Annotated in this window: 10 protein-coding genes; 3 read left to right on the top strand and 7 right to left on the bottom strand. The window is 73.1% G+C overall.

All coding sequences use genetic code 11. The annotated features are described in order from the left end of the window. Positions 1 to 145 precede the first annotated feature (145 nt). The gene (locus ACGF3J_RS25210) at positions 146 to 1,357 is read left to right on the top strand and encodes a globin domain-containing protein (RefSeq protein WP_161328113.1); all 1,212 of its coding nucleotides are present in this window, start codon (positions 146 to 148) and stop codon (positions 1,355 to 1,357) included. Positions 1,358 to 1,471: 114 nt separating this feature from the next. Here ACGF3J_RS25210 and ACGF3J_RS25215 read toward each other — a convergent pair whose 3' ends face one another. Then, positions 1,472 to 4,237, bottom strand: a complete 2,766-nt coding sequence (locus ACGF3J_RS25215; RefSeq protein ID WP_237552468.1) for an AAA family ATPase — start codon at positions 4,235 to 4,237, stop codon at positions 1,472 to 1,474. Between the two features lie 1,006 nt (positions 4,238 to 5,243). Between ACGF3J_RS25215 and ACGF3J_RS25220 the strand changes: the two genes are divergently transcribed. Then, positions 5,244 to 6,626, top strand: coding sequence for an MFS transporter (locus ACGF3J_RS25220; RefSeq protein WP_161328112.1), 1,383 nt, complete (start codon positions 5,244 to 5,246; stop codon positions 6,624 to 6,626). A gap of 49 nt (positions 6,627 to 6,675) precedes the next feature. Here the strand turns inward: ACGF3J_RS25220 and ACGF3J_RS25225 are convergent, their stop codons facing one another. From ACGF3J_RS25225 to lnt, 4 genes are all read right to left on the bottom strand, one after another. Continuing rightward, complete coding sequence (locus ACGF3J_RS25225; protein WP_393854878.1) at positions 6,676 to 8,646, bottom strand: helix-turn-helix domain-containing protein; 1,971 nt, start codon at positions 8,644 to 8,646, stop codon at positions 6,676 to 6,678. A gap of 103 nt (positions 8,647 to 8,749) precedes the next feature. Then, positions 8,750 to 9,550: a 3-hydroxybutyrate dehydrogenase gene (locus tag ACGF3J_RS25230; RefSeq protein WP_393854879.1), complete on the bottom strand. Its 801-nt coding sequence runs from the start codon at positions 9,548 to 9,550 to the stop codon at positions 8,750 to 8,752. A 55-nt stretch (positions 9,551 to 9,605) separates the two neighbouring features. Next, on the bottom strand, positions 9,606 to 10,085 hold the full coding sequence (locus ACGF3J_RS25235) for an NUDIX domain-containing protein (RefSeq protein WP_161327050.1): 480 nt from the start codon (positions 10,083 to 10,085) through the stop codon (positions 9,606 to 9,608). A 68-nt stretch (positions 10,086 to 10,153) separates the two neighbouring features. After that, a complete protein-coding gene (gene lnt, locus ACGF3J_RS25240) occupies positions 10,154 to 11,767 on the bottom strand; it encodes an apolipoprotein N-acyltransferase (RefSeq protein ID WP_161327047.1) in 1,614 nt (537 codons plus the stop codon). Between the two features lie 319 nt (positions 11,768 to 12,086). Between lnt and ACGF3J_RS25245 the strand changes: the two genes are divergently transcribed. Beyond that, positions 12,087 to 13,088: an O-antigen ligase family protein gene (locus tag ACGF3J_RS25245; protein WP_393854966.1), complete on the top strand. Its 1,002-nt coding sequence runs from the start codon at positions 12,087 to 12,089 to the stop codon at positions 13,086 to 13,088. Here ACGF3J_RS25245 and ACGF3J_RS25250 read toward each other — a convergent pair. After that, complete coding sequence (locus tag ACGF3J_RS25250; protein ID WP_125495733.1) at positions 13,042 to 13,587, bottom strand: hypothetical protein; 546 nt, start codon at positions 13,585 to 13,587, stop codon at positions 13,042 to 13,044. The two genes, ACGF3J_RS25245 and ACGF3J_RS25250, sit on opposite strands and share 47 nt — an antisense overlap. Positions 13,588 to 13,665: 78 nt before the next feature. Beyond that, positions 13,666 to 14,451, bottom strand: coding sequence for an aspartate/glutamate racemase family protein (locus ACGF3J_RS25255; RefSeq protein ID WP_161328457.1), 786 nt, complete (start codon positions 14,449 to 14,451; stop codon positions 13,666 to 13,668). Positions 14,452 to 14,462: the final 11 nt, after the last annotated feature.

Below are 14,462 nucleotides of genomic sequence, written 5' to 3' on the forward strand. Positions count from 1 at the left end.
GGCTTGACCGTCGTCCGTCAGCGGTCGGTTCCTGACTTGGCGTCACAAGTCTGGCCGCTGTCCGGTCTCACTGAGAAGACGGGCCACACAGACGGTTGGCGGCACGTCACATAACAAGCATCTGAGATCCCAGTTTGGAGTAGGCATGCTCTCCAGTCAGTCGGCCCTGATCGTCCGCGACACGCTCCCCGCCGTCGGAGCCTCCCTCGGCACGATCACCGACCTGTTCTACCGCCGCATGTTCGAGGAACGTCCCGAGCTCTTGCGCGGCCTGTTCAACCGCGCGAACCAGGCCAGCGGCGTCCAGCGCGAGGCACTGGCCGGTGCCGTCGCCGCCTTCGCGACCGCACTCGTGGAACACCCGGACGAACGCCCCGACGCCGTACTCGGCCGCATCGCGAACAAGCACGCGTCCCTCGGTATCACGTCCGACCAGTACACCCTGGTCGGCCGCCACCTCCTCGCGGCCGTCGCGGAGGTCCTCGGCGATGCCGTGACCCCGGCGGTGGCCGCCGCCTGGGACGAGGTGTACTGGCTGATGGCGAACGCCCTCATCGCCATGGAGGCGCGTCTGTACGCCCGGGCCGACGTCGAGGACGGTTCCGTCTGGCAGAGCATGGAGATCGTCGAACGCCACGAGGAGACCCCGGACACGTCCTCCTTCGTCCTGCGCCCCGCCGACGGCACACCCACCCGTCCGTTCGTCCCCGGCCAGTACATCAGCGTGCGGGCCGAACTGCCCGACGGAGCACACCAGATACGGCAGTACAGCCTCTCCAGCGCCCCCGGTGGCGGGACCTGGCGCTTCACCGTGAAGCGCGAGCGCTCCGTGGACGGACAGGTGCCGGACGGGGAGGTGTCCACGTGGCTGCACACCCACGCCCGCCCCGGTGATGTCCTACGGGTGTCCCTGCCCTTCGGTGACCTCCTGCTGCCCGAGGGCGACGGTCCGCTGCTGCTGGCCTCCGCGGGCATCGGCGTCACCCCCATGCTCGCCATGCTGGAGCATCTGGCCACCACGGCGCCCGAGCGGCCGGTGACCGTCGTCCACGCCGACCGCTCCCCCGCTCACCACGCGCACCGGCTGGAACTCACTGCGCTCGTCGAGCGACTGCCCCGTGCCTCACTGCACCTGTGGTACGAGGACACCGCGAACCACCCGGACGCCTCGGCGGACCACGTCAACGAGGGCTGGGCCGACCTCTCCGGTCTGTCCCCGTCCCCCGGCACCACCGCGTTCCTGTGCGGGCCGCTGTCCTTCATGAAGGCCGTCCGCACCGACCTGATCGCCCATGGGCTGAGCCCCAGGGCCATCCACTACGAGGTGTTCGGCCCCGACCTGTGGCTCAGCAAGTAGCAGCGCCGGCCGCCGGGCAGTGAGCGGGCGGGCGACGGCTCGCGGCGCGTGACGCGGGCCGTCGCCGGTGTACGGAAGCGGGCGAGGAGTCCTATGGCCCTTGGGCCCGGGCCTTCATGCGCTCGACGCGCTCGCGGTGAGTCCGGCGAGGGCGGGCTTCAGCTCGGTGCGCCGCTTGATGCCGAGCTTCACGAAGACCTTCCGCAGGTGGTACTCGACGGTGTGCGCGCTGATGAACAGCCGGGCGCCGATCTCCCGGTTCGTCAGCCCCTCGCGGGCCAGGCGCGCCACGTTCAGTTCCTGCTCGGTGAGCCGCGCCGCCGACTCTCGGGTGTGGACCCGCAAGGTCTCACCGCTCGCGCGCAGTTCGTCCGCGGCGCGCTGAGCGAATCCGTTCAGTCCACGGGCTGACAGCACCCTGTGCGCGGTGCGGAGCTGTTCGCGCGCTTCGGCGGACCGCCCCTGACGGTTGAGTGCCTCGCCGTACAGCAGGCGACAACGCCCCGCCCAGATCGGGATCCGCTCGTGCTCAAACCGCTTGATCGCGTCCAGGAAGAGCTGCTCGGCGTCGTCCCCCGCACGCAGTTGCGCCTCGGCCATCGCCAGGACGGCCAGCGCGTAGCTCGTGCCCACCGGCCGCGTTACGCCCGCCAACTGCTCCAGTGCCTGCTCGGCGAGCGCGCGCTCACCGGTGTGCGCGGCCGCTTCCACCAGTTCGAGCAGTGTGCGCATCGCGAGGTTCAGTTCGCGGGTGTACGGCAGTTCGCGCCGGCCGCTGGCCACCGCCTCGGTGAAGCGACCCAGGCCGTTGTAGAGGACCGCCTCGGAGAGGTTGACCGCGCTCAGCGCGTGTCCCTCGCCACGGGCGAGCCCGTCGGCCCGGACCTGCTCGGCCAGGCGCTCCGCCTCGTCGGCCTGCCCCCGGTACGCGGCGAGGAGGAGCCGCCCGTACGGCGGCAGCGGATTGCCGGTGACCTCCTTGATGGCGTCGATCTCGTCGCAGGAGGCCTCCGCCCCGTCCAGGTCACCGTCGGTCATCTGCACCAGCATCAGCAGGCTCAGGGCGATCGGCAGGACGGTGACGAGGCCTTCGGCACGGGCGAGTTCGACCTGCCGGTCGGCGAGCGCACGCAGCCCGGCGGGGTCCCACAGGTCCTGAGCGGCGCGGGAGGCGAACCACATCCAGTGCAGTTCGAGGGAGTCCGGCGCCTGCTCGAGGAAGGCACGCTGGGCCCGTCGCAGGGTGGGGAGGGCCGCCGTCTGCCCTTCGGTAGCGAGCAGCGCCTGCCCGCGCAGGATCAGGTCCCGTGCCCGGTCGGTCTCGTCGGCGGCGGACGTGGCGCCGAGGATCGCGTGTGCGACGGCCGTCACCTGCTCGGCGTCAGCGAGCCTGCCGCCGTAGGTCGCCGCCGCGAGGGCTTCGATGTAGGTGTCGCGGGCGAGAACCGGGTCGAGCCCTTCGAGTCCCCGTGCCGCGTCGAGCAGGTGCTGCGCCCCGCTGTGGTCACGCCGTAGCGCGTATCCGGCCCGCGCGCGCAGCCGCACCACGAGCGCCTCCTGCAGCGCGGTGAGCGGAAGGACGCGGGCGGACCCGAGCAGACGCAGGGCCGCTTCCGACGCGCCCGCGTCGTGCTTGGCCTCGGCGGCCGCGATGAGCCGCTGCCCGCGGTGGAACGGCGAGGGCGTGAGCTCCGCCGCCCGCTCCAGGAACGCGCCGGCGGCCGCCGCGCCACCGCGGGTTCGCGCACGCACGGCGGACTTCTCGAGATCGGCGGCGACCTCCTCGTCCGGTTGCAGGGTGGCATTGGCGCGGTGCCAGGCCCGGCGGTCCGGGTCGTGCTCGGCGCTGGTGACGTCCGCCAGAGCGGCGTGGACCCGACGCCGGTCCCCCGGTGTCGCCGCCCGGTACACGGCCGACCGCACCAGCGGATGACGGAAGCCGACACGGGTACCGACGACGAACGCCTCGGCGTCCTTGGCCGCGTCGAAGGCCTCCGGCCCCAGTCCCAGCACGGCGCTCGCCCGCCACAGCAGCGCCGGGTCACCGGTGGGCTCGGCGGCTGCCAGCAGCAGCAGGAGCCGTGCCGCCTCGGGCAGCGGGGCGAGTTGGACGACGAGGCTCTGCTCGATGCGGCTTTCCAGCGGCAGGGAACTTGTCAGGGTGAACCCGCCGGCGATCTGGGCCGGGCTCAGGGCCCGGGGCAGTTCGCGCAGGGCGAGGGGATTGCCGCGGGCCTCCGCGATCAACTGGTCGCGTACCCGCAGGTCGAGACCACCGGGTACGGCCAGGCGCAGCAGTGCGTACGCGTCCTCGTGACCGAGCCCTTCGACGATCATGTGGGGCAGGCCCGCGAACACCGGGTCGACCTGCCGCATGGCGAGCACCAAGGCGATGCCCTCCGCGTCCAGACGCCGGGCGGCGAAGGCGAGGGCTCGCGCGGACGCCTGGTCGAGCCACTGTGCGTCGTCGACGACGCACAGCAGTGCCTGCTCCTCGGCAGCCTCGGTGAGCAGCCCCAGCAGAGCCAGGCCCACGAGGAACGGGCTCGGGGCGGCCGCGCTGCGCAGGCCGAACGCCACCTCGATCGCTTCCTGCTGCGGGACCGGCAACCGGGCGGCGGAACCCATCATGTGTCCGCAGAGCTGCTGGAGGCCGGCGTAGGCAAGTTCCATCTCGGACTGGGAGGCGACGACGCGCTCGGTGCGGACCTGTGCCGCGGCCCGTGCCGTGAGGTGGTCCAGGAGCGCGGTCTTGCCGACACCGGCCTCGCCGGAGACGACCAGGGCACCGGCGCGGCCTCCCCGGGCACGGCTCACCAGCGCTTCCAGTTGAGCCAACTCGCCGTGTCGTCCCCGCAAGGGCGCGATGTCAGGCACCATGTCCGCCTTCGCCGGGAAGTACCGCTCCGCCAGGTCATTCGTCCACGAATTCTATCGGAGCGACGACCTGATCCGGCGAGCGTCGCGGCGCCGTGCGGGATGAGCATCGACCGTCCGGCTCAGCGGCGAGGTGTCACCGAAGAGAGAGGCATGACTCAATGAGGCATGAGGCCCGCCTTCGGCCCCATCACCTTGTACAACCGCGACTGGTTTCACGGGAATGCGGCCGGGGACAGCCCGTTCCGGGACCAACTGCCCTACGAGGTGACCGGAGCCGAGTCATTCTTCCCCACGGACTCGCTCCCTGACGTTCGAGAGCAGGGTTCCTCCGTGGCCTGGGGGGCCTGCAAACGTCGGCCGTCGCGCAGTTGGAACTCGCGTTGTTCCGCCTGGGCGGTCTGTGCGGGGGCCAACTGGTCGCGCAGCGTGTCCATGTCGTGCCGCAGGACTCGCACGCGCCGACACCACAGATCATGGACCACGATCCAGGCCAGGTGCGGGCCAAGTCGGCCCAGCAACCAGCGCAGCGTCCACGGATCGGACTGAGTGACGGCCTCCTCCGGTCAACGGCGGCATCGTGACTCGTGTGGGATGTCCACAAGCGCAGGCCGGCCGTTCCGTCCGTCGCAGAGCCCTATCCTCGGGTCCACAGGCCCCAGCTCCATGGTGGACCAGGCGGCAGCAGCTGTCCGATCCGCCCCAGATGACGGACTTCAACGCGGCGTAGTCAGCACCAAGTCAGCGCGGGAGGGGGTGATGACGTGGGCCTTCAACCAGCACAGGAGTCAGCACCGCACCGTCAAATCACTCTGAACTACGCGTCCTGGACGATGCTCGGTGCAACCGCCTTGAGCACCCTGAACCGCCCTCTCCATAGTCGACATGGTGGCCACGCGCATAGCTGACCCTCGAACTATGTTGCCCGGCCACATGTGCGCCTGACCTGCAGATTCCTACGGTATGGCGACAACCAATCGTCCCCGCACATCCCCAGGAAGTGGTGCCGATGTCGTCGCCAGCAAGCGCTCCACCAGCCCCGAACAACCTCAAGCGCATCGTCGCCGCGTCCCTCATCGGCACCACCATCGAGTGGTACGACTTCTTCCTCTACGGCTCCGCCGCCGCCCTCGTCTTCAACAAGCTGTTCTTCCCGGACTCCGACCCGCTGGTCGGCACGCTGCTCTCGTTCCTGACGTACGCCGTCGGCTTCGCCGCGCGGCCGCTGGGTGCCCTGGTCTTCGGTCACTACGGTGACCGGCTCGGGCGCAAGAAGCTGCTGGTCCTGAGCCTGTTGATGATGGGCGGTGCGACCTTCGCGATCGGGCTGCTCCCCACCCACGCGACGATCGGCACGGCCGCTCCCGTGCTGCTGACCGTGTTGCGGCTCGTGCAGGGATTCGCCCTCGGCGGTGAATGGGGCGGCGCCGTGCTGCTGGTGTCCGAACACGGGGACGCGCGGCGGCGCGGATTCTGGGCGTCCTGGCCGCAGACCGGGGCGCCGGCGGGGCAGCTGCTGGCCACGGGTGTGCTGTCGCTGCTGACCGCCGTGCTGTCGGACTCCGCGTTCAACAGCTGGGGCTGGCGGATACCGTTCCTGCTCTCCGGCGTACTGGTCATGGTCGGTCTGTGGATCCGGCTGTCCGTCGACGAATCACCGGTCTTCAAGCAGGCGTTGGCGCAGGCCGAGTCGCGCAGGGCGAAGGCCGAGCCGATGCCGATCGTCGCCGTGCTGCGGCACCACTGGCGCGACGTGCTGATCGCGATGGGCGCGCGCATGGCGGAGAACATCAGCTACTACGTCATCACCGCCTTCATCCTCGTCTACGCCACCACCGCGGCCGACCTCTCCAAGCAGACCGCGCTCAACGCGGTCCTGATCGCGTCGGCAGTGCACTTCGCGGTCATCCCGGCCTGGGGCGCGCTGTCGGACCGCATCGGCCGACGGCCCGTGTACCTGCTGGGCGCGGCCGGCGTGGGGTTGTGGATGTTCCCGTTCTTCATGCTGATCGACCACGGCGCCTTCGGCAGTCTGCTGCTCGCGGTGACCGTGGGGCTGGTGCTGCACGGCGCCATGTACGCGCCCCAGGCCGCCTTCTTCTCCGAGATGTTCGCGACCCGGATGCGGTACTCCGGGGCGTCGATCGGCGCTCAGTTCGCCTCCGTCGCGGCCGGTGCTCCGGCGCCGCTGATCGCCACCGCGCTGCTCTCCGAGTACGACAGCTCCACCCCGATCTCCCTCTATGTGATCGCCTCCGTCCTGCTGACCCTGGTCGCGGTGGGCGTGGCCAAGGAGACGCGCAACCGGGACCTCGCGGAGCCCATGTCGTCCTCCGAGGACGAGGACGGGCCGGTCAAGGCCTCCCGTGCGCAGGGGGCGCGCTCGATCTGAGCCCGTCCCGCCCGTCCGGTACCGGCCCCGTACGCCCGTGCGTGCGGGGTCACTGCCGTGCCGGGAGGGACAGCCGGTGGAGTCTGAGGGCCAGTTGTATCTCCAGTGCGCGGTCGGGGCTCTGCCAGTCGTCGCCGAGGAGGCGGCCCACGCGCTCCAGACGCTGGGCGACCGTGTTCACGTGGACGTGGAGCTCGTCCTTGGTGCGGGCCGGGCTCATGCCGCAGGCGAAGTAGGCGTCGAGGGTGTGCAGCAGCTCGGTGCCGCGCCGCTCGTCGTAGGCGACGACCTGGCCGATGGTGCGCTCGACGAAACCCGGAACGTTCTGCTCGCCGGCCAGCAGCAGGCCGAGGAAGCCGAAGTCCTCGGCGGCGGCGCCGTCCCCGAAGCGGCCCAGCAGGCCCAGGGCGTCGAGGCAGCGCCGGGCCTCGGTGTAGGCGGCGGCGACGGCGGCGGGGCGGGCGGCGAGGTCCTCCACGGGTGCGGAGGCGCCGACGGTGACGCTCTCGTGGACGGCCCGGCCGAGATGCCGGGCGGTGCGGCGGGCCAGGTCCGTGGCCCCGTCACCGGCGTCGAGCGGCAGCAGGAGCACCGTGCCGCCGTCCCGGGCGGCGGCCAGGCCGTGCCGGGTCGCCGCGAGGTGGGAGGCGGCGGCCCACAGGCGCCTGCGCGCGTCCGCCTCCTGGTCGGCGTCGGACGCCGCGGTGTCGAGCCGGGCGGCGAGCACGACGTGGGTGGCGGCCAGGTCGGCGCGGAGCCGCCGCGCGCGGTCGCCCAGCAGGCGCGGGTCGCGGTCGCGGGCGTCGAGCAGGTCGTCGAGCAGCTCGCCCCGGACGCGCTGCTCGGCCTCGGCGGCGGAGCGCCGGGCGAGCAGCAGCAGCGAGGTGACCGTCGCGGCACGTTCCAGGGTGAGCTGGTCGACGGGGTCGAGTCCGGGGTGGCCGCGCAGGACGAGGGCGCCGAGCAATTCGTCACCGGCGGCGACGGCGGCGATCCAGTCGTCCTCGTGCCGTACCGCGTGTCCCTCGGCGCGGGACACCTCCAGGGCGCCCGCCGGTGCCGAGACGGCCTCGGTGAACTCGACGGTGCCGTCCAGGACCTGGGAGACGGCGGCGGCCACGTCGTGCACCCCGCCGCCGCGCAGGACCAGCTCGGTGAGCCGGTCGTGGACGTCGGAGGCGCGCTCGATGACGGCGCTGCGGTCCCCGATGATCTCGTTGGCCCGCTCCAGGCCGGCCAGGGCCGAGCGGGTCTCGGCGAGCAGGTTGGCGGTGTCGATCGCGGCTGCCGCGAGGGCGGCGAAGGAACCGAGCAGGGCGATCTGCTCCCGCTCGAAGACCCGGGCCCGCCGGTCCGCGGCGAAGAGCACGCCGATGACGTGGTGGCCGAGCATGAGGGGCACGCCGAGGATGGCGACCAGGCCCTCGTCGCTCACGCCCGCGTCGATCGTGCGGGTGTGCTGGAAGCGGGCGTCCTTGAAGTAGTCGTCGGTGACGTAGGGCCGGGCGGTCTGGGCGACGAGGCCGCCGAGCCCTTCCCCCATGCCGAGCCGCAACTGCTGGAAGCGGGCGGCGACCGAGCCCTCGGTGACCCGCATGTAGGTGTCGCCGCGGTCCGCGTCGTGGAGGCTGAGGTAGGTCACGTCGGTGCCGAGCAGGGAGCGGGCCCGCTGCACGATCGCCCGCAGCACCGCGTCCAGGTCGCGCAGCCCGGCGAGGTCGTGGGCCGTCTCGAACAGCGCGGACAGCTCCGCCTCCCGCCTGCGCCGGCCCTCCAGCTCGGAGCGCACGCGCAGCGCGAGCTGCTTGGCCCGGTCGAGCGCGTCGATCCGGCCGGCCGGTCCTCCCTCGGCGCGGGCGAGCAGTACGGGCTGCTCGTATGCCTCGGCGGACGCGCCCCGGGCCAGCAGCTCCAGGAACGGCGTCTCGACGGCGGCGGACACCGGGACGTCGGCGTCGCCGGCCAGCGCTCCGGCTTCGGCGGCCGGGCGCTCGGTGGACTGCAGGTGATCGCGGGACATGCTCACAGGATTCCCCATCGCGCCATCGTCCCGGCAGCCCTGTGGACAACCCCGTCCACAGGGGCCGCCGCCGGGCCGGCCGGTGTGAGGACCGGGTCCCGGCTCAGTGCGCCGTCCAGCCGCCGTCCAGCACGAGTGAGGTGCCGGTGACGAAGGACGCCTGCGGCCCGCACAGGTACGCGACCGCCTCGGCGACCTCGTCCGGTTCGATCAGCCGCCGCACCGCGCTGTCCTGGAGCAGCACGTCGGTGAGCACCTGCTCCTCGGGGACGCCGTGGGCCCGGGCCTGGTCGGCGATCTGCCGCTCGACGAGCGGGGTGCGCACGTAGGAGGGGTTCACGCAGTTCGAGGTGACGCCGTGGGCAGCGCCCTCGAGAGCCGCGGTCTTGGACAGGCCCTCCAGGCCGTGCTTGGCGGCGACATAGGCCGACTTGTAGGCGGAGGCGCGCAGGCCGTGCACGGAGGAGATGTTGACGATGCGGCCCCAGCCCTGCCCGTACATGTGGGGCAGGGCGCCGCGGATCAGCCTGAAGGGCGCCTCCAGCATCACGGTGAGCACCGTGTGGAAGACGTCCGGGGGGAACTCCTCGATGGGCCGCACCAGCTGGATCCCGGCGTTGTTGACGAGGAGGTCGGTGCCGGCGGCGGCGCGTTCGGCGGCGTCCAGGTCGGTCAGGTCCAGGACCTGGGGCAGGACGCTGCCCGCGAGGTCGGTGCTGCTCTCGGCGAGCGCGTCCAGTCCGGCCTCGTCCCGGTCGACCGCTCTGACCCGGGCCCCGGCTGCGGCCAGGCGCAGGGCGCAGGCACGGCCGATGCCCCCGGCGGCGCCGGTGACGAGGGCGGTGCGGCCGTCGAGGTCGAGCGTGGAGGCGTGGGGGGCCGGGAGGACGCTGGGCGAGGTCATGTCCCCGACCCTAGGCAGCGCCCGCCCCGCTCCCCATGTGGGCACGCCCCATACTTCAGTAGGGGGCAGTGGGGTCGAACCATGTGGGTGCGTCGGACAGCGCCTGCTTGATCCTGACCTGCCCGAACTCCCCCAGCTCCGGCAGCGCGTCCACGGCGAACCAGCCCACCTCCAGCGACTCGTCGTCGTTGACCCGGGCCTCACCGCCCACGGCACGGCAGCGGAAGGTGACGTCCATGAACTGGCAGACGTCCCCGTTGTCGTAAGTGACCGGACTCAGCGCCTGGACGAGGACCAGCCGCTCGACGACGCACCGAACGGCGGTCTCCTCCTCCACCTCGCGCATCGCGCAGGCGGCGGGCTGCTCGCCGGGCTCGGGGATGCCTCCGATCAGTGACCATCGCCCGTTGTCGGACCGTCGGCCCAGCAATACCCGCCCCTCGTCGTCGAAGACGACGGCGGTGACTCCGGGGAGCCAGAGAAGTTGCTGTCCGGCGGTGACGCGCAGGTCGCGGATGAAGTCGGGAGTAGCCATGCGGACGACCCTAACGGGCCGGGCCGGCCACTCCCGGCGGTGTCACGGGGCGTGCGACGGGCGTACGGCTACACGTCACGGGCGCGTCGCCCGCGCACACCGGCGCCGACGGCCCAGCCCAGCGCGCCCGCCGCGACCAGCACGAGTGCGATCTCGGGGAGTACGCCCAGCCGGGTGGCCGGGGTCTCGGAGGAGCGCAGGGGCACCTCCTGGACCAGGGAGTCCGCGACGAACATGCCGGTCCTCTGGGTGATCCGGCCGTCCGGCATGATGATCGCGCTGACGCCGCTGGTCACCGGGACCGTGACGGTCCGGCTGTGCTCGACCGCCCGGACGCGGGACATGGCGAGCTGCTGGTAGGTCATCTCGCTGCGGTCGAAGGTCGCGTTGTTGCTGGGCACGGAGATCATCTGGGCGCCGTCGGTGACCTCGGAGCGCACGGCCCAGTCGAAGGCGGCTTCGTAGCAGGTGACCAGACCGACCTCGGTGCCCGCCATGGAGAACACGCCGGGCTCGCTGCCCCTGCTGAAGTCCCGGCTGACCATGGAGGTCCAGTCGTCGTTGATCGCCCCGATGAGCGAGCGCAGCGGCAGGTACTCGCCGAAGGGCTGGATCTGCCGCTTGTCGTAGGTGTCGACGGGTCCCTTGTCGGGGTCCCAGAGGATCTGCTCGTTGAGGAGCTTGCCGTCCCGTTCGACGACGCCGCCGACCGAGACGGGCGCGCCGATCGCCTTGGCGGCCCGGTCGATGACCATGCGCGCGTCGGTGTTGGCGAAGGGGTCGATGTCCGAGGAGTTCTCCGGCCAGAGCACGAAGTCGGGGCGTTCCACCCGGCCCGCCCTCACCTCGGCGGCGAGGCGTTCCGTCTCCCGCGCGTGATAGTCGAGTACGGCCCGCCGCTGCGAGTTGAAGTCGAGGCCCGCGCGCGGCACGTTGCCCTGGATCACCGCCACGGTCGCGGTGCCGTCCTCCGCCTCGTCGCTGACCAGCGGGCGGGCGGCGACGGCGGCCACGACAGGGACGGTCACGGCGACGAGGGCCACCGCCGCCGCGCCACGCCGTACCTCGCCGTCCCGGCGTGCCCGGACTGCCAGACGCACCGCCTCGCCGAGGCCGAAGCCGCACAGGACGACCGCGAATCCGAGCACCGGCGTACCGCCGAGCGCGGCGAGGGGCAGGAACACGCCGTCCGCCTGGCCGAACGCGATCTTGCCCCAGGGGAACCCCTCGAAGGGCACACGCGCGCGTGCGGCCTCCCCCGCGATCCACAGCGCCGCCGCCCACACGGGCCATCCCGGCAGCTTCGACACCGCCGCGACACCCGCGCCGACCAGCGCGACGAAGAGCGCCTCGATCGCCACCAGGGCGAGCCAGGGACCGGGGCCGACCTCCACACCGGTCCACACCAGCAGCGGCAGCAGGAACCCGAGGCCGAAGAGGTAGCCGAGGCCGAGGCCCGCCTTCCAGCCGCGGCCGCGCAGCACCCCGCCGAGGACGGCGAAGGCGGGCAGGGCCAGCCACCACAGGGTGCGCGGCGGGAAGCTGACGTAGAGCAGTACTCCGGAGAGCGCGGCCGCGGCGGCCGGGAGGAGGCGCAGGAGCCGTGCGGTGAGCCGGGAGGCGGGTGCGGGCTGCGGCTGCGTCCGGTCCGGCTCGCCGACGGAGGTTGCGGTGGCTGTCACCCCCCGGAGTGTACGGCGGGTGACCGACCCGCCGACAGCACGGTAGGCGGCGGCGGGCGTACGGCCCGCAGGGGGCGACGGGCGGCCGGCGACCGATGCGGTGTCGTTTCGGCACAACCGGGTGCCGAGCCGTCCACAATTCGCCGACCGGCCGTTACGGTGTGCCGGAGCCTCGGTCGCCGGGCGGGCGGCGGGGCCCGTCAGGTCGGGGGCGACGGCGGCGGGGGACACGGTGGGTTCGAGGGGGACGGCGTCCGCGGACGCCGCGAGGACGGCTGACGCCGGCGGCGGCAGACGCGGCGGTGCCGACACCGCGGGGGTGGTGATCCTCGGGGCGTGCGCGTCCTGGTCGCTGATCACGGCGGCGGCGCGCGACGGGCGCCCGGAGGGCGTGCTGCTCGCCGTGCTGGCCGTGGCCGCCGGCTACGCCGCGGGGCGGATCTGCGGGGCGCTGCTCCCGGTCGCCGCCCCCTCGGCCGCGGCGCTGGCCGGGGTGGCCCTCACGGTGGCGGTCCCGCATCTCGCGCCGGGACCGCGGATCACCGCGCCGCTCGGGCACGCGGGTGCGACCGCCGCGCTGCTCGCGCTGTCGGCGGGCGCCGCGTGCTGCGGGGCATGGGCCACCCGCGCGGCCGTCGTGCGGGTGGCGCTGAGGCTGCTGGCCGTGGGGATCGCCGTGGCCGCGGCGGCGATCGGTTCGGCCGTGGGCTGCGTCGCGTGCGCGGTGGTGCTGGCGTGTTCCCTCGCCGCCGGCCGGATGCCCCGCGGAGTGGGGATCGCCGGGCTGGGTGCGGCCGCGGGGGTGGTGGCCGGCCTGGGGTGGCTGGTCCTGAGCCCGTGCGTGCCCGATGGTCTCGCCGCCTCCCTGGAGGGTCGGCTGACCGCCCATCGCGTGCAGTTGTGGCGCGACGCGCTGGAGCTGCTGCGCGCGGACGTGGTGTGGGGCGCGGGCCCGGGGCGCTTCGGCGCGCTGAGTCGGGCCGCCGCCGGGGCGCCGGTGCCCGACGGCAGGCCGCACTCGGCGCTGTGGCAGCAGGCCGCCGAACAGGGCGTCGTGGGCGTGGTGCTGCTGGGCGCGGCCTTCGGATGGGTGCTGTACCGGCTGTGGCGCTCGCCGCGGCCCACGCCGGTCGTCCTCACCGCCGGTGCGGCTCTCACCGCGCTGGCCGTGATCGCCGCCGTCGGCAACGCGCTGAGCTTCACGGCGGTGTCGGTGGGCGCGGGGCTTCTCGCGGGGCTGGCCACGTCCCGCCCGCTCGCCGATGACGGTGCGCTCAGTGCGCGGGCTGCTCGGGTGCCTTCGGACGCAGCCGGTCCGTGATGACCTGGACGGCCGCTTCCGCGTCGTCGACGGTGACCGTGAAGGTGTGCCCGTCGCCCAGCTTGAGGATGAGGCCCTCGCCGCGCCGCACGACCACGGCGGTGCCCTTCTCGGGCCGCCAGCGGTAGCCCCAGCCGCCCCAGTGGCGCGGGGTGACGTGCGGGGCGAACTCGGCCCCGACGACGTGGGACAGGGGGATGCGCCGGCGCGGCAGGCCGATGTGGCCGCAGCGCACTTCGAGGCAGTCCTCGTCGACCCGCAGCGCGACGTGTACGAAGGCGAGCGTGCCGAAGAGCACCAGCAGTCCCGCCGCGATGCAGCCGACGACCGCCATGGTGAGCGGGACGACGCCGGACTCCCAGGCGGAGTCGACGGCCAGGGCGATGCCGAGCGCCATGCAGGCCGCGCCGATGAGCGCCAGGAACCACTGGACCCGGTTGGTGGCACGTCCGGTCCAGATGTCCGGCTGCGGGGTGGTCTCGCCGTGGCGATGCCTCATGGATATGAGGTTACTCATGTTTCGCTGCGCGGGTACCTCGTCGCGCTGGGTGACTGGGCCGTCCGAGCGGTCGGGCCGTCAGCGGGCCGGCGTGACCGCGCGCAGCAGCCTGCCCTCGGCGTAGGCCAGCGCGGGCGCGGGCAGTGTGCCCTCGCGTCCGCTGAGCAGCACGGTGAGGGTGCCCTCGGCCGGGGCGCCGGGGTCGGGGTGGGCGCCGATCCGGCGCAGCGCCTGGGCGGCGACCGCGCCCGCCGATCCGTGCAGCACGAGCCGCGGGGCGCCGGGGCGCTGTACGGCGGCACGGATGCGCTCGGCGACCAGTTCGTAATGGGTGCAGCCCAGGACGACGGTCGTTACGTCGTCGGGGGTGAGGGCCGCCGCGGCGGCGACGGTCGCGGTGATGGCCGCCTCGTCCGCGTGCTCGACGGCTTCGGCCAGCCCGGGGCACGGCACCTCGGTGACGGTCGCGTCGCCGCCGAAGTCCGCGATGAGGCCGCGCTGGTAGGGGCTGCCGGTGGTGGCGGGGGTCGCCCAGATCGCCACGGGGCCGCCACCGGCCGCGGCGGGCTTGATCGCCGGTACGGTGCCGACGACGGGCAGCGTGGGCTCCAGCTTGGCGCGCAGGGTGGGCAGCGCGTGCACGGTGGCGGTGTTGCAGCCGACGATCAGCGCGTCGGGTCGGTGCGCGGCGGCGGCCTCGGCCACCGCGAGAGCCCGCGCGGTGAGGTCCTCGGGGGTGCGGGGACCCCAGGGCATGCCGTCGGGATCGAGGGAGAGGATGAGATCGGCGTCCGGTCGCAGGCGCCGTACCGCGGCGGTTGCCGCCAGCAGACCGATTCCGGAGTCCATGAGCGCGATCTTCACCCGGCCACCAT

It is taken from the genome of Streptomyces sp. NPDC048171 (genome assembly GCF_043202655.1).
Taxonomy (GTDB): Bacteria; Actinomycetota; Actinomycetes; order Streptomycetales; family Streptomycetaceae; genus Streptomyces.